Source organism: Paenibacillus sp. FSL W7-1088, from assembly GCF_037969855.1.
Taxonomy (GTDB): domain Bacteria; phylum Bacillota; class Bacilli; order Paenibacillales; family Paenibacillaceae; genus Paenibacillus.
In genome coordinates, this window is the sequence record NZ_CP150216.1 from 3,751,302 (window position 1) to 3,771,849 (window position 20,548).

16 protein-coding genes are annotated in these 20,548 nt (G+C 40.7%); 2 read left to right on the top strand and 14 right to left on the bottom strand.

The annotated features are described in order from the left end of the window. Positions 1–17: 17 nt before the first annotated feature. Positions 18–896, bottom strand: coding sequence for an ABC transporter permease (locus MKY42_RS16895; protein ID WP_091037235.1), 879 nt, complete (start codon positions 894–896; stop codon positions 18–20). A gap of 30 nt (positions 897–926) precedes the next feature. Further along, the gene (locus tag MKY42_RS16900) at positions 927–1,724 is read right to left on the bottom strand and encodes an ABC transporter ATP-binding protein (RefSeq protein ID WP_179264667.1); all 798 of its coding nucleotides are present in this window, start codon (positions 1,722–1,724) and stop codon (positions 927–929) included. Between the two features lie 272 nt (positions 1,725–1,996). Between MKY42_RS16900 and MKY42_RS16905 the strand changes: the two genes are divergently transcribed. After that, entirely contained in the window at positions 1,997–3,595 is a 1,599-nt protein-coding gene (locus MKY42_RS16905; protein ID WP_339843444.1) for a PucR family transcriptional regulator ligand-binding domain-containing protein, read from the top strand. Between the two features lie 635 nt (positions 3,596–4,230). On the opposite strand, the gene MKY42_RS16910 is transcribed toward MKY42_RS16905, so the two are convergent. Next, complete coding sequence (locus MKY42_RS16910) at positions 4,231–4,788, bottom strand: TetR/AcrR family transcriptional regulator (protein WP_339843446.1); 558 nt, start codon at positions 4,786–4,788, stop codon at positions 4,231–4,233. 260 nt (positions 4,789–5,048) lie between these two features. Here MKY42_RS16910 and MKY42_RS16915 point away from each other — a divergent pair, with 260 nt between their 5' ends. Next, positions 5,049–5,840: an SDR family oxidoreductase gene (locus MKY42_RS16915; protein WP_179264663.1), complete on the top strand. Its 792-nt coding sequence runs from the start codon at positions 5,049–5,051 to the stop codon at positions 5,838–5,840. Between the two features lie 602 nt (positions 5,841–6,442). Here MKY42_RS16915 and MKY42_RS16920 read toward each other — a convergent pair. The 11 genes from MKY42_RS16920 to MKY42_RS16970 all read right to left on the bottom strand — a co-directional run bounded on the left by MKY42_RS16920 (position 6,443) and on the right by MKY42_RS16970 (position 20,523). Next, positions 6,443–7,357, bottom strand: coding sequence for a phosphotransferase (locus tag MKY42_RS16920; protein ID WP_339843448.1), 915 nt, complete (start codon positions 7,355–7,357; stop codon positions 6,443–6,445). An 829-nt stretch (positions 7,358–8,186) separates the two neighbouring features. Continuing rightward, complete coding sequence (locus MKY42_RS16925) at positions 8,187–8,681, bottom strand: hypothetical protein (RefSeq protein ID WP_339843451.1); 495 nt, start codon at positions 8,679–8,681, stop codon at positions 8,187–8,189. Between the two features lie 554 nt (positions 8,682–9,235). Next, the gene (locus MKY42_RS16930) at positions 9,236–10,228 is read right to left on the bottom strand and encodes a WG repeat-containing protein (RefSeq protein WP_339843453.1); all 993 of its coding nucleotides are present in this window, start codon (positions 10,226–10,228) and stop codon (positions 9,236–9,238) included. A gap of 1,142 nt (positions 10,229–11,370) precedes the next feature. After that, positions 11,371–12,345 carry a copper amine oxidase N-terminal domain-containing protein gene (locus tag MKY42_RS16935; RefSeq protein ID WP_339843456.1) on the bottom strand — a complete coding sequence of 325 codons (975 nt, stop codon included), beginning with the start codon at positions 12,343–12,345 and terminating at the stop codon, positions 11,371–11,373. Between the two features lie 245 nt (positions 12,346–12,590). Then, positions 12,591–12,782 carry a hypothetical protein gene (locus MKY42_RS16940; RefSeq protein WP_339843458.1) on the bottom strand — a complete coding sequence of 64 codons (192 nt, stop codon included), beginning with the start codon at positions 12,780–12,782 and terminating at the stop codon, positions 12,591–12,593. An 852-nt stretch (positions 12,783–13,634) separates the two neighbouring features. Further along, positions 13,635–14,159, bottom strand: coding sequence for a hypothetical protein (locus tag MKY42_RS16945; RefSeq protein WP_339843460.1), 525 nt, complete (start codon positions 14,157–14,159; stop codon positions 13,635–13,637). A 176-nt stretch (positions 14,160–14,335) separates the two neighbouring features. Then, on the bottom strand, positions 14,336–15,304 hold the full coding sequence (locus tag MKY42_RS16950) for a hypothetical protein (protein WP_339843462.1): 969 nt from the start codon (positions 15,302–15,304) through the stop codon (positions 14,336–14,338). A gap of 955 nt (positions 15,305–16,259) precedes the next feature. Continuing rightward, a complete protein-coding gene (locus MKY42_RS16955) occupies positions 16,260–16,865 on the bottom strand; it encodes a hypothetical protein (RefSeq protein ID WP_339843464.1) in 606 nt (201 codons plus the stop codon). Positions 16,866–17,787: 922 nt separating this feature from the next. Then, the gene (locus MKY42_RS16960; RefSeq protein ID WP_090898565.1) at positions 17,788–18,213 is read right to left on the bottom strand and encodes a MarR family transcriptional regulator; all 426 of its coding nucleotides are present in this window, start codon (positions 18,211–18,213) and stop codon (positions 17,788–17,790) included. Positions 18,214–18,352: 139 nt separating this feature from the next. After that, a complete protein-coding gene (gene nfsA, locus MKY42_RS16965) occupies positions 18,353–19,093 on the bottom strand; it encodes an oxygen-insensitive NADPH nitroreductase (protein WP_339843466.1) in 741 nt (246 codons plus the stop codon). Between the two features lie 326 nt (positions 19,094–19,419). Then, positions 19,420–20,523: a Gfo/Idh/MocA family oxidoreductase gene (locus MKY42_RS16970; RefSeq protein ID WP_090898571.1), complete on the bottom strand. Its 1,104-nt coding sequence runs from the start codon at positions 20,521–20,523 to the stop codon at positions 19,420–19,422. Positions 20,524–20,548: the final 25 nt, after the last annotated feature.

Sequence of the window (20,548 nt, forward strand, 5' to 3'; positions counted from 1 at the left end):
CTCCCCCGGTTCTGGTATCATTTCATTGCTGATTCATGCCAGGACTTCAAAAGTTTGTTCGACACCATGTTGATGATCAGAAAAAATGCGATTCCTAGGGCCGATGCCGCTAAACCGCAGGCGAACAGGTAAGGCGTTTGCAGGCGGGTTGCCGCAACGGTAATCCCGTAACCGAGTCCGCCTTGTCCGCCACCAATGCCTGCAATGTATTCACCCACGATTGCTCCGACAACCGAACTGGAGCATGAAATTTTCAGCCCTGCCATAATGTACGGGAGTGCCGCCGGAAATCTAAGCCTCCAAATGGTTTGAAGCTTGCTTGCATTATACAGATAGAATAAATTCTTCATGTTCTGATCCGTTGAGTTCAATCCGATCAGCGTATTCGATAAAATTGGGAAAAAGCTGATTAAGAATGAAATGATCACAATGGCATTTATTCCCGCTCCGAACCAGATCACTATGATTGGCGCTACCGCAACGACCGGAATAGTCTGTAGGATAATAGCGTAGGGATATACGCTTTTTTCTACCGTTTTGGACAGGGCCAGCAGAATGGCCAATGAAATACCGAGCACGACACTGATCGTAAAACCGATCAACGCCTCAACAATGGTTGTGCTTACCGACGTAATCAGATTCGCGCTGTTCTCAGCAGCGGCTGCGGCAATATCGGATGGCTTGGGCAAGATATATGGGGGCATTCCGAGTATCCGCACGATTAATTCCCATCCACCGATAAACAGGACAAACACGACGATTGGCGGCAGAATTTTTTTCAGCAGTCCAATGACTGGGCTCTCTTCTGCCGGATGATGGCTGCGGGCATTGTCCTTCCCGGAAGCTCGGATACCTGGTGTCGTTTCAACGGCTGGATTAGCTACCATCTCTTCCATGTTGCTTCCCTCTCCTCTCATTTCTGGCTATCAATGATTCAGTACATTGGACACGCTGCGTACATATTCACCGAATTCAGGCTGGGTCCGAAATTCATCATCCCTCGGATAGGCAAACGGAATATCAATGAAATCCGAAATTTTACCGGGACGAGGGGTCATCACCACGACATTTGTTGATAGGAACACACTTTCGAACACGTTATGCGTAATGAACAGAACCGACATCTTCTTGTCCTGTTCCCAAATATTTAGCAGTTCATTCTGCAGCGTCTGCCTGGTAATTTCATCTAGGGCGCCAAACGGTTCGTCCATTAACAGCAGCTTGGGACGGGATATCAACGCTCGTGCAATAGATACTCTCATCTTCATTCCGCCGGACAACTCACGGGGCAGCACCTTCATATAATCCTTCAGGCCTACCAGCTCTAGAACCCGCTCCCCTTCGGTAATCCGCTCCTTTTTGGATACGCCACGCAAAGTAAGAGGCATGGTGACATTATCAATCAGTTTGGCCCACGGGAGCAGGGTATGCTCCTGAAATACAAAGGCAATTTCATTCTGTTTACGTGCTTCCTTTGGAGAAGTACCCAGCACGGTCAGATGACCGGAGGTCGGTTCCGTCAAACCGGCAATCATATTGAAAATGGTAGATTTCCCGCAACCGGAAGGACCGACAAAACATAGAAATTCTCCTTCCCCCACATGCAGACTCGCATGCTGCACAGCTACAGTGCCATTGGGGTAGATTTTGCCGACATCATCGATTACAAGCATGGAACGACTGTCCTTTTGGGCCGCTGCCTGTTGATTTTGGGTGAGCTGCATCTGAATCCCCTCTTCTCTTTGAAGTTGTGTCCTATCATATAGCCAAAAAATATGCGTGTAAATATTCCTTACACAATTTTGGTTTTTTATCTAACGGTATACGCTTTACGTTGGTTCAAAAACAGAAAATTCTATGTTTTGGGTTAACTTATATGACATATATATAACAAAAGGGATTGCAGAAATTCGACAAGAGCCTATATAATTGCTTAAAAGTTACGTGATGTCCGGTACCTGATTCAGATATGTATCGTTTAGGAGGATGGATTGACATGCAATTAACTATAGAAGATGCGTTGGCGGTGTACCCGTTATCGGAAGGGAAGTTGGCAGCCGGTAAAAAAGGAATTTCTCGAACGATTAGCTCCATCAATTTGATGGATGCGCCGGATGTGATTAACTGGATGAAAGAAGGGGAACTCTTACTGACTACAGCGTATGCGATTAGGGATTCACCCGAGGAATTTGTTAATTTGCTGCAAAAGCTGAATGAATGTGGGGCCTCCGGACTTGGCATCAAGCTTGGTCGATACTGGGCGGAAATACCAGAGATAGCCCTGCTGGAAGCTGATCGGCTGGGCTTGCCCCTAATTGAGCTGCCTTTTGAGTTTACCTTCTCCGAGCAGATCACCGCTCTCTACCAATCCGAGTTTCAACGCGATACCCGCCGGCTGAATGAATTGCTTGAAACGCAGAAGAAGCTGGTTGATTTTGCCATGCAGGCGGATGAGTACACCAATTATTTTCAAAGTATCACAAGCATTTTAGGGGTTCCTTTAGCCATCGTTACCTCTGAAGGACAGACCTTGTATAATATGACCCGCTGTTCCGATATGGAGCTGTTGAGCGATTGGCCCTGGAATCAGGACAATCGGTTTTACAAGTCGGCGAGCAACCTGTTGTATAGGGTTCCCCTGCTGAAAAACGGAAAGTCATACGGTTATTTGCTGATACAAACTGAAAATCTGCTGGAAGCACATGAAATGGAGGGCATTTTTCACCAAGCTGCCGTTATTCTTTCCTATCATCTGGAGGTCATCCAGAATCAGGAGGCTACTGCGGCAGGCAGTCGTCTTGGCACGGCCATGGAACGTTACTTAAAGGGGAATGCCTCTTTGAAAACGGTGCTCGAATTTGCCGAAGCATTGGGAAGCACATTTTGGAGCACGCCTTACGTATGCATGGTATCTTCCTCAAGAGCGGATGCTTGGGACCATGAAAGTCAGAAGCGCAAACTGAGGGAGATTCAGAATAGGCTTCAGGATCATCCCAAAACATCCTCCTTGGAATCCCATCATTTTTATGTGATGAACCGCATATATTCACTCTTCCCCCTTCTAGAAGAAGAGGCCAAGGATCGAAGGAAGTATGAGGATTCGGTACGTTTGTATGCGGATTTGATGCATTCATGGGACCACGGAACAAGGACATGTTTTATCAGTAAAGTAAGAACGGGCATGGAGGAGTTCATCGACGGCTTCCGGGAGTGCGGGGATGCTGAGAGAATCAGTACGGAGCTTGGTTTAAGCGAACCGGTTGTCATGTTTGCTGACCTGGAATTTATTTATCTCTTCAAGCATATTCCACAGGAGGTCATGGTCAGGTATTGCTCTTATTTATTCCGTCCACTGCTGGACAAAGAAGAGGAATACACCAGCGAGATGATGCACACACTTGAAGCCTATTTCGCCAACAACGGCCAAGTGAATGAAACTGCACGTGAGCTATATATCCATCGCAACACAGTACTGTACAGGCTGGAGAAAATTTCGGGGCTGCTGAACCTGGATATGAAGAATACCGATCATCTGCTGCTCTTAAAGCTGGGACTTATGTTTAGGCATTTAATGTCTCCCGAGAGACAAATTTAAAAAAGGTCTAGGGTATACCTAGGAGCCTCGATTCCTGGTAACCGGTCAGAGCTCCCCGCGAATTGGCCTGGTTGAAAAGTTTGGGTCAATTTCGAATGAGCAACCAGTATTCAGATTGAACAAAAATGCTCAAACAAGTTATCTTTCAGTCGAATTATCATCCAAATGTAACTATTTACTTAATTCCAAATGTTTTTAAACGGCAAAGTCTTATATTAATGTGCTTTTTCCCGCCACACCTGGGGTTAACAATCACATGGTGAATCCTGAGGACCTTAACATTAGTTCTGTCATGATAATATTTAGATAACAATCTAATCCGCAATGACACAATGTTCTTGTCCTTTTCGGCAAAGGAACCAAGTTCTTGTCCTCAGTTTAGGACAAGAACTTGGTTCCTTAAAACAAAAAAGCCGCTATAATAGCGACTTTGAATGGAACAATGTTCTTGTCCCGCAACAGCTTATTCGTTTAGCAGTTGTTTCTTCCTTACCTACGCAAAAATCCTAATACTACAATAACATTCTGTTTTTCTACTAAACTATCTATTACTTCTCCCAAAGGCATTTATTGCGGATCAAATTACGGTGCAAACCTGGTGAATCCTTTTCTATGTTTTAATATGATATCAGAAGCTAGACCTTAATGGCTCTCCAGCACGCATCCAATGTTTGCCGAATCTGCTCCTCGCCAAAAGGGTATTTTCCTCCCAAATACCCCCTTATTGAAGTAGCAACCATGCCTTTGATGAGATGACAGCAAAACATTGGATTCATTTCGCTGATGATGCCCTGCTTCTGACCTTCTTTGATAACAGCAAAAATTTCAATCATCGCAGGATTCATCATATTTCTCACTTCTTCGTCGATGTAAGGAGAATCGCTATATCCTTCCAGAAACAGAATTTCTTTTGGGTAATTCAGCCCGTAATCCACCATGTGTCTCAGAATTCCCTTGGTTCGTTCATAGACTGTGAGATTAGGGTCATAGCCGGTCATGATCACTTCTCCCATGTGCATGAGTACACTTTTATATAGCTCATTAACTAGCTCTTCTTTGTTTTTATAATAATTATAGAAGGTGCTGGAGCCAACATTGGCTCGTTTGAAAATTTTTGGGAAAGTAACGGACTGTATGCCCTCCTCAATGATTAAATCCAGCGCTGCAATTCTAATATCCTCTCGCTTACCCATGTTCACCCCTCCTTTTCGGAAAATATTTTCTATCAAAATTATAGATCTGAAAAATAACGATGTCAATTTTAGAATAAAAATTCCACAAAATCGATGGAAAATAGATATTTCCTGTGATTATCAGAAAAAAAACACAGGAAAAAGAATTAAAATTCTATATTATTGACAACTACAGCCTCAATACGTATATTTTATTTAGAAAATATTTTCTAAACTTTTAACAAACAACATAAAACCTTATTAATCAGGAGGTCATATTAATGATTATTTATAAAGGTAAAGTCGCTCTGGTCACAGGTGCTTCATCTGGTATAGGAGAGGCCTACGCAAGAGAGCTTGCTGCAAGAGGCAGTCATGTCATTGTGGTTGCACGTTCGAAGGATAAACTTGAGTTACTTGCCAAAGATTTAAAGGCTACTTATGGAGTTAATACTTACCCTCTAGTCAGTGATCTTTCAAAGCTGGGGGCTGCTGAAGAACTGGCCGAAAAGGTTAAGGAGCTTGGACTTAAGGTGAACATTTTGATTAACAATGCAGGATTCGGAACAGACGGCCGGTTTGAAGAAACCTCTATGGAACGTTATCGCGAGATGGTTGATCTGAATATCACCTCACTCATGGATATGACGGCTCAGTTTTTACCCTACATGCAGCAACAGAAGGATGGAATTATCGTTAATGTTTCTTCTTTTTTAGCTTTTTATCCATTTCCATATATGGGGGCTTATGCCGCTACCAAAGCATTTGTACTTTCTTTCTCGGAATCACTCTGGGCAGAGAACAAACACTTGGGAATTCGTGTTATGGCACTATGTCCAGGAGCGACCAAAACAGGATTTTTCGATAAGGTCGATGCTACGAATTTGCCAATAAACGTTACGGGTACTCCTCAGTCTGTTGTAAAGACCGCCTTTCGTGGACTTGAGAAAAACCGTATCTATGTGATAGACGGTGTCGGCAATTACTGGATCTCCAATAGTGCCCGTTTTGTCACACGTAAATTTATGGCTGCCCTCTCTGAACGTCTTGGACGTCCTGCATCGAAGAAATAAAAGTTGATTTTTTGGAGACTCGCTACCCATGAATATATTAAAAAGCTTGAAAACAAATCGTTTGAAGAAAATATAGATTGATTCAGAGCAGCTAGGTTACGTAAAGTTCAGCGGGGAAAATGGTCAATTCGGGCCAAACTTGCGTGGCACCCGATTATGTGCTTGTCCATGAATTGGTGAAGGTGAAGCTAATCAGCGAATTGATCCTGACGATTAAGCAGTTTTTTGGTTCGGAAATCGTCAAAAGCTGTGATTATGGCCGCATTGTGAGCGCGAGGCATTTCAACCGGTTGAAATGCCTTCATTGAGAAAGGCAAAGGAGAAATCATATACGGCGGTTCATCCGATGAGAATAGCGGCTTTATCGAACCGACTTTAATGGGATGGTCGCCACATGGAGTTCGGCGACTATGGCAAATGAAATTTTTCGGTCCAATTTTGCCTATAATTAGCTATAGCAGATTGGAAGACGCAATCGTGTACCTATTGCTGTAGCTGGACAAGAACGGCATCAGAGAAGGCGGATCGTACCTTATCGCTGCCTTTAAACGACAAAATGGTGCCGATAGCCATAGCCCCATAGCCGCAACGAAATAATGAGCCTAATCCGACAGTGCCCGCATGATGTTGGATTTTGCCTCTGCCGCAATCGCTTCATTCCCGTCATCGACCGCTTGCATTAAGATCAGTATGGGGATGTATACCGCGATCAGCCGCCCCAGCAGCTTCGTTTCCTCGTCCGCTCCTCCGTACATTTCGAAAAACACGCCGCGAGCGTAAGGTGGTAAAAAGCTATAAGCAACGCTCAAATCGCAAGCCGGATGGCCTACGCTCAGATCGCCCCAATCAATGATGCCGGAAACGATCCCGTTCTCATTCACAAGCATATTTTTGAAATGAAGATCGCCATGTAGCACTGCATTCACCGCCTCGACACGGTCCTTTTGCAGCCTGCTAATATACGCTTCGATCACACCGGACTCCTCCGGCGACAAGTGTTCAACCACCTTCGATAGAAATCCTTCCAATTTCACTTTGCGCGATGCTATGTCCGTCAAGTTTCGATGATCTTGCTGAACTCCGCACTTCAGCGCCGCCTGCAGCGGAAACTCATGCAATCTCCGCAAAAATTTCGCCAGCGTCTCTGCCGATAAAGCCCGGCGTTCTTCCGTCAAACCGATTGGGAAATCTCCTGGCACGTAGGCATAGCCAAGAAATGGTGCCGGGTATTCGTCACTTGCTTCGCCATAAAACAACGGTTTCGGATAGGGGATGGTCATATATGCTTCCAACTTCGGCAGCAGCTTCCCTTCCATACGAATCGAGCCAACTGCAATAGATCTTCTTGGAAACCGGAACACGTACTCGTCACCGATGAGAAAAACCGTATTGTCCCAGCCCCAGCCCAATCGCTTCACTTGCTTCGATGACAGCTGAGGGAATTGTCTGCCGATCAGCGTCCGCGCCTGCTCTTCGTTAACCTCCCACTCCGCATCCCAAACATTCGTTCCACCCATGAATTGTCTGCCTCCTCGTTCCTTACGTTATTTAGATGTTTACATTCCTTGGAAGTTACGCATAACTGCCCGTTAGTTGAGTAAAAGCAGCCAATCACAATGATAAGCTGCTTTCTTGTTGTTATTGAGCTAACGTTTCCCGTTAGCTTAGTGGATTACAGTCTTTTTGCGTTATTAAATCTATGTATGCCAAATCCTTTGAAGTCTGAGGCTAATATTGCTTCTCTAAGAGGATATAGATTCGTTGTGAATCTTAATCCGACTCCTTTTTGGATGAATCTCTCCAACAAATATCCAAACGTATCAACTGATTTAACCTTCTCTACTTGACGAGAAATATAGTAACCAGCAGTCTTGTCAAAAAGCTCAAAGCCCTCATCATCAAAACAATATCTAAAAATGGTCTGATTTGTAATCCTTGTATACCAATCTCTTTCTACGGTAACTATGGTATCAGCTATTGTATAGTTAAAGAAAAGTTGCAAATGTTGGTCCGCCGTAGCCTCGTCTCTCCTACACACAATTCGAGGACAATCCCTCGGGAAATAGTATGTAAACTCATGCTCTTCATTAATTGCCCAAACTACTCAGGAAAATCTGGTCGATTTTAATACTGTTTTGCACCGAAGATTGCATACCATAACTTTGATCCACTCCAAGCAGTGATACTCGGGACATATAAAGCAGCAGCCAGTATAAAAGCTAAGGAGATCAACGACCCGGTAAACAATAATATTCCACCTATTATTACCTTTTTATTAAAATCCCTCCATTCGTATTGACTAATATAGCTCTCCCTCGCTAGAGCTATGATTTCCCGTCAGCTTAATCATCTAATTTCAATAACAAAAACTGCTGATGTATCCCCCAGCGAAAATTCCCCATCATCGGTGGTCCAGAATGCTGAAATCTCGTAGTAATACGTACCTTGTTCATTCGGGGCATTAAAAGAGCCATTTTCCAAAGGAATATGTAATGGTTTATCATCGACTAATTGCCGAATGTTCAACCGTTCCGGTGCTGGTTTATAAGCAAAAGAAACTGCAATGTCTCCTTCAGGAGTTATAACTGTAGGACTAACCCCTTTTAACATTGTTCTTCCTCCTGCATAATCTGCACATCCTAAATTGCCCCAACAATAACTACTCTGGATAACTGGAATTTGGATTTGCCCCGAAGTAACTCTAGGAAGGGGTAGCGATTTCTCTGTAATTCTAATACCTACGCTCTTAGCGTATCCTTCAAATCTTGTATTTGCTACGAGGTTTCCTACAAAAGGAGTTAAATAAATAAATAAATAAATAAATACCACTAGTAAAGCCAAAAACCCCGTAACAAATATAATAAATACTTTTTTTGATTCATCACAATCCTCCTTACTCTAAAATAAAAAACGTAATTTTACCGTATAAGTTACGTCATTTTTAAAGTAATCTGCCCGTTAGTTTAATGAATTGAAGGGCAAGATGACGATTAGATACACGCCTAATCGGCAATAGGAACATGTTCTTGTCTATTCCGGCAATCGGTACAAGTTCTTGTCCTTGGCTCGGGACAAGAACTTGTACCGATAAATTAAAAAAGCCGCTAAAATAGCGACTTCAATGGGACCATGTCTTGTCCCTCGACAATACATAGTTAAGCAATACTTTATCTATATTCTGGCTGAACTCCTCACTAGGATATGAACTATTTTGGTTACAATTTCATCTTTAGATTATGATGCTATTATTATAACACAAACTCAGATTAATTATTCATTTATGTTCATCTCAAGTTAATTTAATCATGGTTCCTTCCCAATCAGGCCTTAGCAGCATGTTCTCAATAACTCACAAAGGTTTTCCTTAAAACAGGACTTCATTGTTCGTACTAGTTTTACTCATCATATTCCCACTTCAGAATGTCTTTAGCCTCCTTTATCACTTTTCCTTTTTTGTTGATGTAATAGGCTTTTCCATTCTTATAAACGATAGCTTGTCCATTACTGAAGCCCGTTACACTACTGTAAATCGCGGGGATGACCATTGTACCTTTTTTGTCGATGAAGCCGACTTTTCCGTTATGTAAATATACAGGAGCTAACCCTTCCGAATAAAAAAAGATACCAGCATACTTAGGCTTCACAACAACTGTTCCTTTTTCATTGATGAAACCCCAATTTTTGCCGATTCTCACTCCAACCATTCCTTCATGAAATCCAGCATCATCAATTTCGTCAAACTGCGGCTTAATTAAGTAGGCTCCTTTTTTATTGATGAACCCATACTTTCCATTGATGCTGACTCGAGCTGCCCCTTTAGCGTTAAATGGTTTGGCTGTCTGAAATTTTGCCGGAATGATGATTTTTCTGTTTTTATCAACATAGCCGTATGTCCCTTGGCTACTCTGGTAAACATATAGCTTCTGATTGTGAGGATCATCATTAAAGATTTTTAGAATACTAGATTCTGAAGATTCAACGATAAATTCGATGGTAAACTCACTTAATACACCACCACCGATTTCATATACCGAGAGTTCTAGCAGGTATTTCCCAGGTTTCACCTTTTGGGCGAATTTGACGGTATACGAAAACGCGCCACCATCGCCCGGAAGCAATTTTAGCATCGCTGGCGAGCTTGTGACCGAAACCATGTTTCCTCCAGCGTGACCCCATCCGGACAAATAAGCTCGGGGTTGTAGATACATCGTTTCGTTGGTGTTATTGGTATAATGGGAGGGAACCTTGAGCTTCTTCGCTTCGCCAGGTTTTAATTTAACCGTTTGGATCACTTTTTGGCTCGCGGCAACTTGAGTAGGAATGCAAAATACAGATAATAGAATGGTAACAATAGAAAGCAGTAATGCTAATTTCAATTTCGTTCTCATGCTTAAACCTCCAGTTAATTTTTCATTAAACTCTAATATATATGTAAATTTCTAACTTATAAATGAGCAATTCACTTCTAGCAAACTGTAGAATGAAAAAGTAGCAATTCCTTGTGATGAAGGGTAGTTACATACCAAATCAGGGCCAGAGGAGAAGCGACGACGTCATATAAGGGTACCGTACCCGAAAGTCCGCTATTTGCAACTATTTATTACCAGGAGCGCCTGCTCTTTTTCTTAATCCAAAACGGTTATGGCACAATATGGAGTCATATATAGTTGCTTCGACGGTCAAAAGATTCCGGGGGAAGTTGTCTGTTGGGTTAAACACAGCCATTTAACTTCCATTGGCCATTTCTGGTGTAAGGCAAATGGGTCAAAAAAGCGCCCTAGCCCTTCCTATCATTTTAATAAATTTAATTAACTATATATTTTACAGTGTACTTTTGGAGTAGTTTTTTGGCTATATTAATTTAAAAAATCAATATTGATTTTTTAACTAATCAGATATCCTTTGGTTGGTTCTCTTATCCCATCTTTTCATATAAACATTGCAGATGCTGATTTGTCTTCCATTTGAAGCACCTTATTGAGATAAGTTTCTGTTGTGCAAATGCTTTTTCTTTTCCATCAGCTTATAAATGGGGTACTTTTTGAACAAGGGTACTTGTTAACAAGCATTACATTATCAGATTCTATTTTGGTCCCGATAGTTTTATCATAAATATAAAGTGCTAATTCCAGAAGTTCTTTATTGTTCGATAGTATATATGTATGCACTGATACATCGCAAACAAAACATATTAGTTTATGTTGAATTTCCGAGCGCTGCTTGTGTCCTAAAACCTGCTTGAAATCGTTTGTTTCTGAGATAGGTAGTAAGGCTACTCATTAAAACCTCCCTCATGTACTTCCAAAGCATACCTGTATATTCTAAATATACAACTGAATTTTGCATAATGTAAAATTATGATACCCATAGTTTAATTATTTCGAATTAAAAACAGCCACCTATACACTTGATACAAAGGAAAATGACGTGCCAGATTGTTGTCAATTTGCACGTCATTATATGTATCATTTAATGCTTTTGCATCAAAAGGGAACCCGTTTAGAAATCTTGAACCTGTTTTTTTGTTTATTTATGGGATAGTGCTTACACTAACGGTTGTTGGATAACCACTATCGGTATCAAATATTAAGGTTACTTTATTGGTTTTATAATCGAATAAAGTGGAATACACTACAGCGGTTACGACATACTTTCCACCCAAGTATTTCACATTACCAATTCTATGCAGCATATCATTTCCATCACCTGAAGGGTCGCTATCATAAACGCCTCTGTATGCCTGGTGAATATAAATGCTGGTAGACTGATACTTATCATGCAAATAATTTGCAACGGGCACTGTCATGTAGATCGAGGCTTGTAGGTTCTTAATGTTTGCATCAAAAATATGATCGGTATCTTCAAGATCGTACAGCATCGTGATCTCCATACTATTCTCATCTGAAATCTTCGCTAAATATTTAATATCATACAGGATTCCATCATAGGTCAGTAGGCTCTTATTATTAGTTAAATCATTTACAACAGTATCAGCAGCCACTTTACTAGGAGTGCTAGTATTTTTAGAAGGTATTGCTGCAGTTTGTGTAGGTGTGGTATTTGAATTGTAATTGGATGTTGCTATGTGTATTGTATTCCTTTTAATAGTAATACTTGCACCAGTCGCTTCACTTACTAGACGTAGCGGTACAAACATTTTCCCCTTCACAATTCGTGGTGCAACCTGCAAGGTAGTCACACTACCATTGACGATCGCTTGCTTCTTCCCTAAGGTAAGTTCAATTGTTAAGCCTTCTTTCACTGCTGTGACGGTTTTAGTAGCACCATCCCACTGAAAAAACAAATCTAGCTTTTGAAAAATCGGGGTAAACTGCACTAACGTTGTACCCTCCGTTTGAATGGGGTCCACCTCAAATTTCACCTTTTCACCATTTATTAAAATCGGTATCGCTGTTGCCGCTTCAGCCTTCTCTTGTAAAGCAGGTAAGCCAAGTACAGTGAATGCTAGCATGAATGTGAAACAGTATATCACTAATTTCTTCATTCCTCAGTCTCCTTGTCATGATGTCTACGTAGGTACTAGTTCCTATTTCTCCCTTTAGCTTATATCGGTAATATTAATGGTTTAATTAATACTTCATACCCGATTAAACAAGAATATAAATTCGTTGCGCCACTGAGGTACATTCCCACGCTTTGTTGACATGTAAAACGCGGCATTTCGTCAATAATATGCAGCATAACTTCCTATAAAAGAAACGGGCGAAGCAGTAGGCCCAAGCATCGTATCTACAAGTATTTTTTATTGTCAAGACTGAGTAAAAAAGCTGAGTGTCCAAACCATGTTAAACTATCTTCAGGACCTTTAATTTTGTCCCAATTGATTTTGGTTACAGGCAATTCACCAGTAGGATTGCGGTCTTGGTCACCTGAAATATAATCCTTAATCATAGAAAAGTAATCAGATGTACTAGAGGTCATCTTAGTTGGCTCCTGTTCTTTATGAGGTAGTTATTTTAATTTATTTTATCTTATTAGAAGCAAACCTGTTAACAACATTATCATACTGATGATATCCAAGTTGTAAAGATTAGTGGATATATTCGGCAGCTTGTTACCATCATGTACTCCTGTTACGTTCTCAGCTGGAACAGTGGGTGCTCCTTCGATAATTTCATCGACAGGAGAATGCAATCCTTGATCTCCGGATGATGATGTACATAGGATTGAGTCGGAGATGTCGGTCTGATCCCGGTCCTGTCCTATCCGTTCCGTTCCCTAGGTGACCGTAAGGATGCACTTGTCATCGCAGATATGGTGAAGATGGTTACTACTCTCCTGTACGATTCCGCCGGAAGGCCTACGAGGAACTGCCGATTCTCATGGCCAACCCGTGATACGGTCGCTAAGCGACTTAACAGCGCCGTGAACCAGATTCATGGCTGAATCTAGCGGAGGCTAGTTCTGGGAGGCTTTGCACCGTTACAATGTGGAGGGAAAAAAGCTAAAGAAGATGAAGTCCATCATGAAGTTATGCAGCAAAGTAGCTCGCCTTTGTTCCCGCATGCCTATTTTTACGTCTGTCCGCCCACCGGCTCCGCCCACCTCCTCTTCTTCGCACTAACCGCACTAACTACAGGATGAAATCCTGCGAATTCATGAGCCTGTGTGAGGGCAGCAATTTAGGTATCTTATAATTGGAGTTCATATTAAAACCTCACTATCTATATAATAATTAACTAATTCTAATACATTCACAACCGACCTATATTTTTCCTTATACTCGACAGCAGACTTTAACTTGTTCTGAACAATCATTTCCCGTTAGCTTAATCATCTAACTTCAATAACAAAAACTGCTGACGTATCTCCCAACGAAAATTTACCATCATCGGTTGTCCAGAATGCTGAAATTCCGTAGTAATACGTACCTTGTTCATTTGGGGCATTAAAAGAGCCATTTTCCAAAGGGATTTGTAATGTTTTATCATCGAGAAATTGCTGAATGTTCAACCGTTTAGGTGCTGGTTTATATGCAAAAGAAACTGCAATGTCTCCTTCAGGAGTTATAACTGTAGGAGTAACCCCTTTTAACATTGTTCTTCCTCCTGCATAATCTGCACATCCTAAATTGCCCCAACAATAACTACTCTGGATAACTGGAATTTGGGTTTGCCCCGAAGTAACACTGGGAAGAGGTGGCGATTTCTTTGTAATTTTAATACCTACGCTCGTAGCGTATCCTTCAAATCTTGTATTTGCTACGAGGTTTCCTACAAAAGGAGTTAAATAAAAGAGCACCACTAGTAAAGCTACAAATCCCGTAACAAATATAATAAATACTTTTTTTTGATGCATCACAAGCCCCCTTACTCTAGAATAATGAACGTGATTTTTCGGTATTAGTTACATCTCCCCATTGAAAATGTATTTAAAATATTCTGCCCGTTAGTTGAACAAAAGCAGCCGATCACATGGATCAGCTGCTTTCTTAGTATTATTAAGCTAACGTTTCCCGTTAGTTTAATGATAAATTATTCATTTAGTCGTTTAAATTTGAAGAGCTCGAGTAATGCATAGAAGAATCGAAGTGTATCTTCCTGAGATGTGATTCTATCTTTATACTCCTCATACAATGCATTAGCTAAAGCGTGATTTCTATTTAAATTCCCTCCATAAAATCCATAAACTGCTCGTGAAATTGTCCAAGCAAATGAAGAACAATCAAGGCGTCTCTTTTGTGACGCTTTACCCGCAGTTGTTTTCCATGCCCAGATTTCTGCTAACGCGTTTAATGCCATCTCAGGAGTTTCTGAACTGAATTCCGGATCAAAACCCTCATCGCTCCCCATCTGCATCACTTCATCAAGACCTATCGGTTTTCCTAAAACCAAACTTAGGTCCTTACGCATTAAGTCACGAATCAACGGAAAGTCTATTGTTGAGAAATTTAATAAATCCTCTTTCCAGAACCATGAGTCATCGGGGTCTTTTATCTTTGTGAAATCAATTTCATTTATTTCATTCAATTGGCCCGGTGTTAAATCAGCGAGCCTAATATTATTTCTTTTTAAAGTAGTTGTAGTTTGAGGTGACTCTTTATAATAGCAAACACCATTCTTACAACCAAATTCTAATATGTATCCGGTGTCTTCATAGACTAATTTCTCATCGAAGTCAGCAGGTCTTGCTTTCTTTACATATTCAACAAAAAATTGAGCTGCATTAAGAACTGAGGCTTCATTTTCATTGCCTGCTATCGCAAGTCCACTAGGTCCCTGATAAACTGTAATTTCATAAGAACTTTGAACATTGTCTGTTGCTGTGATGGTGTATTGAAAGGCATTCTCCGCATTGGATGTTTTATAATCAGGTTCTCCAAACAGCGTCAACAGAGCTCCTCTAAATTGAGCGAGTTCTTCCCTATCTCCAATCTCTGGGGTAAGTATCTTCGAACTTTCAGAGTCATTAATATTTTTTTTACTTGCGATAAAATCATACATATTCCTTTAGACCTTTCTTTGTTTAATTTAATTCAATCATATTAAAGGATGAAATAAATAACAATAAATATTCACTTCAGATCACATTAGAACCTCGAGATGTTGTTAAACTAACCTGCCCGTTAGTTTAATGAAACGAAGAGCAAGTTGCCGATTAGATATACGCCTAATCGGCAATCGGACTATGTTCTTGTCCTTGACTTGGGACAAGAACATAGTCCGATAAAATAAAAAAGCCGCTAAAATAGCGACTTCAATGGGAACATGTTCTTGTCCCTCGACATTAAAGCTGCACTAATTTTGCCGTCAATTATACCTCTCCACTGAGTGCTCTACGATAGTTCCTCTATTTCTTTCAGAACATCTCTGTAAGTAATCTCATTGTTTATTAGATGTGGATAGCAATTGAATGCTTTGTCAAACTGAGCGTCTGTAACTTTTATATACCCGTTACCGATCATTTCTTGATCCGTTTCATCTGGGTCGCTTAACATCTTATACTCTATATTTTTTTTAAAAAAATTTCTTCCCATGATTGACCTGATTAGCTTTCCTTTTAAGTTCCATCTACTGTCATTGCATTATACTGCTGATAAGTAAGACAGTTCCAGATAAAGACTTACCGATCGTTTCCCACCAAGAAACGATTATATAGTTCACTTTTCCTCTCAGACATGCTACGACATTAAACTGCTATTAAAGAGGATCCTTTTAAACTTCGATATCTTGAGATTGAGCCTGTAGGTGATGTAATAAATCCCTTCAAAGATGAAGCATATATCGCAAAGAGTCTAGGGTCATGAGATGACTTTCAAATGAAAAAAGCCGTCAAGAGATGAATGACGGCTTTTTTCGTGTAACTAGTATATTCGAAAGGCTTCCCGTTGTAGAACTCACATCACTCCATCTAGCTTAATCTTCTGCAATAATAGAGAAAGAATCAAATCCTATTTGATTACTCATTTGCAAAATGATGAAGATCTTCAAGTTCCACATAACCAACTCTGCCAGTTTCGTCAAATTTAATCCTTGCTCGAAGGGGATTATTTAACTTGTCTACTTTAAAACCAACCAACTCTCCTACCATATTTCCTGTAACCACAAAGAGTTGATGAAGCAAATCCAGTACAGGCATGTGAGGTATACCATCTGGAGTTTCAGGAATTGACCAAAACTTGCAATCTAGAAAAATCATTGAAGTAATTGGAGCTGTGTTTTTTTCACCATTATCTGTCTCACGGTAATAAACTTGGGCAGCATCCTGGAATACCTCCTGGATCGTTCCTCCCCTCCCCTCTGAGAATATGATCCCGCAGGAAGCAAGGGTTACAAGAACATCCTCCCATATGCTATTGAGAAAGTATTTTGCGACATGAGTGGCAAACGGAGTAAATGGTTCATGACCATAATGCCACGTTGGAACAGCTAAACTTCGATTTATTGGTGTTAGGTGGTTCTTTAGATCATTAGCAATTTCCCAAGCTGGAAGCATCCATCCGTGCAGATTAGTTAATAATTCCTCGTTAATACTTTTTCCGTCTTTACTTATAATGTCTTTCATGTTTTTCGGAAATTCATCGTATGGCTTTTTTTGCTAATTTTTCGATGGCAGTAGTAAGGGATTCTTCTGATCAACCAGCAAAAAGTGCCCCAAGGTGTGTTGCTTCCATGCCGCCTGGCCCCCCACCACTTACGACATTGAAACCAGATTCAGAGAGCATTTTAGCAATTTGTGCAACCTTTCAGTAAGATTTTCTACCGCGCGGCTCTTTATGTTTGCCCATGATTGGACAGGACGGCGTCCTACCTGCATCTCTTTCGCTAAAAATGCATTTATCTCTATTCACGCGAATTTTTAAATTCATGTGCTTTTTTCTAGCCACGTGATCTTCATCATGATACTATTTAGGTAAAAATCTAATCCGCAATGACACAATGTTCTTGTCCTTGGACAGGTGATTGCTTCTGACCCTGACGTCCATGTAGTAGTGTTAGAACATTGTTCCATTGCCTTCCTCCTTACCTTTTTGCGACAACCAAAAGCCGTTAATCATCATTGCACAGATTAACGGCTCAAAAAATTTAATCTTTTCACATATGCTTCAACTGATTTTTGTAATACTTTCTTTTCATCATTCCTGAATGCTTCTTCTGATCAGCATCGCAACATGAGGTGTATAAGACTTCATAGTATAAATATTACGTTTGGCGCTTTCATGTTGATATGGCGGCTGACGAAAATTGCTAATTGATAGAGTTACTGAAGTTAGAAGTCAAAGCTTATAAGCATCCACAAATGTAATAGGATTATTTACTCCGTAGCTGTACCCATTTCGATTCAGCGGGTTATCCAGATCCAAATCTTGTTCAGAGTCCAATGAAATGAAGGAACCAAGTTATGTTCTTGTCACTCGACATGAGTACATGTGGAAATTTAATGATTTATATTTAGTTTACTAAGTATAAATCAAAAGAATAGAGAGTCACACTATATTCCTCTCCATTTGTTGCATGAGTTTTCTTAGTATCAACCGTTCTTCCGTCGAAATCGATTGAAGCAATTTCTCCTGCTGTTCCCTCCATTTAATATCGACCGGCTTTTCTAATTCTTGTCCTTTGTCCGTTAGATAGATACGCATGATCCGCGCATCTTCTACATCACGTTTACGATATATAAAACCGTTCTGCTCTAATGATTTAACCATGTTCGTTACTGTAGGTGGTTCACATTTCAAGTGTTCACAAAGCTGCATCTGGGTTACCCCATCACCCAACCATAGACGATACAACAAATTATCTTGCCCCACATAGAGATTAAGTTCTCTAAGAGACTCACTATAATTCCGACGCATCTGGGAAGAAATTCGATCTAATGACTGTCGAATATCACAATCAACCGCATCTGTCATAAATTATCCCTTCCTGTCATTCAAATAATATTTAGCCCGCTAAATTTATCACGATAAATTACAGTTGTCAATTTACCTTAGAGAGCTACCGCTATTATCGGTAGCTCTAAAGTTCAGGAAATTCAGCTTTGTCATAAACCTATTTTTTTGCAAATCCTTGCTTGTTCAAATAACTCATCATTTGAGGTTGAATACTTCTCTGGAGATGATCCTGGATGTGGTTACTCCATCCCTTTACTTTTTTCACAGTGAAAGGGGCTCTTGTCGGTCGATTTTCATAATACTTCAACATCGTTTCATCATAAGTTGCTAGTTTTTCTTGATTAAGAGAACTGTAATTATTTTCAAGCAACACCATAGATTGCGGTAGGCGAGGTTTCAGATCAGGTTTATCTCCAGCTGGAGTACCTATGCATAATCCCACCAAAGGAATCACATATTTCGGTAAATTTAATACTTCAGATAGTTCGTTAATATTAGCTCTAACCCCACCAATAAACACACCGCCAAGTCCCAAAGATTCGGCAGCTGTTAACGCATTTTGCGCCACTAGTCCGGCGTCGAACGAACCAATTAACAGAAATTCTATATATTCAATATCCACTTCTGGGGCAATTTGATGATTGCGATTAAAATCTGCACAGAAAATCCAAAACTCAGCCGCTTCTTCAATATAAGGTTGATTGACTGAAAGGTTTCTGACTTTTTTCCGAGTCACCGGATCAGTGATTCGAATAATGGAAACGGCCTGTAAGAGACTGAATGATGAAGTTTGATTCGCTGCCTGAAAGATCGCATTGATCTGTTCCTCAGTCAGGGGTTGAGATGTATAAGAACGAAACGATGTATGGTTATGAAGCAACTCAAGTGTCTGATTCATTAAAATCCTCTCCTCTATCCGTTTATTTCATATTCCTTGTGGTACAAACCGCGCTCCTGCAAGATGTGCACATCGAAATCCGCAACACCATAGTGGAAATCACTTATTTTAGTTCCGAAAATAATTAGCCTGCTAATTAAATGTTAAATGATTTTACTGTTCAGTAACATTGACACTATCATAAATATATTTGTTGCATCTGCAAAGAGGGCAATATGGATGAACTTAGTACAACTTTTTGTACCTTTAGATGATGCATAATCCTAACCAATAAGAATCCGCAGCAACAATGTGATTGAGTGCTGCGGATTCTTGTGTTTTTTAGGTTAAAAGTATTGGCGTTCACCCGTCTGTGCTGATTTTTCAATGGCATCTAGTAATTGATGAAGTTTCACCGCATCAGCAAAAGTAGGTGCTAAGGTTGTACCTTCTTGAATATCTTGTGCGAATTTACGATAAGCCTGAGCCATATTCAGAACAAATCCGGAGTCATTTTTTAGAGATTGTGGGCCCCAGTAATAGGAATCGGGAATAGTTAGTTCATGAAGTTCGTTGTCAGTAGCTCCTGCACCGCGTAGTTGGTGTGATCCAAATTGAATGGATGCGGGCGCACTCAGTACGATCGTTCCCTGATCTCCGAAAATTTCAAGGGTAAGTCCTGTCTGGTGTTTAACGCCACCTTGAATATGAACACTGGCAGCGGCACCACTCGTTAATTTTCCAGCAATCAGTATCTGATCATCTGTCGTCTTCTTAATAGTTTTCTGAATATCCACCAATTCAACTTCAGGAAACTGCTGTGCTGTGAGAGCAGAAAGTTCGGTAAAGTCTCCAAGCATGTAGGTAAATGCATCTAGATTATGTCCACCTACAATGGTCAGCAAGTTTCCTCCTATCTTCCGATCAAACAGGTAGGCATTGGACTTATCACTCACGCCACCCATGGCATCAATGGAGATCTTTAAATTGGCAGATAACACTTTACCCACATAACCTTCTGCTAATAAATCTTTCACATACTGAACGGCTGGGGCTTGTCTGGCCTGTAATCCAATCGCATTTGGTAATTTTGCGGACGCTACCCATTCCTGCATTTCAAGTGCTTCACCTGTATTCGATCCCAGTGGCCATTCACAATAGATCGGTTTTCCAGCAGGCACGATGGCTTTAACGGCGCTAAAATGTTCCTTGACGTTAATACTGACAACGACCATGTCCACTTTAGGATGTTGAGCCAGCTTCTCCATGTTATCAAAGCCGTGATCTGCGTAGAACGCTTCTGCGCTTTTCTTCGCACTTGCCATATTGCTCGTACCCACTGCTGTAAGCTCAAACTCATCCAAATGCTCTATAGCTGGAATATGTGTACCACTCGCCCACCCATTATTAATGGAAGCCCCTATGATTCCTGTACGAATTTTATTACTCAATGTAAAACATCTCCCTTATTTTAAA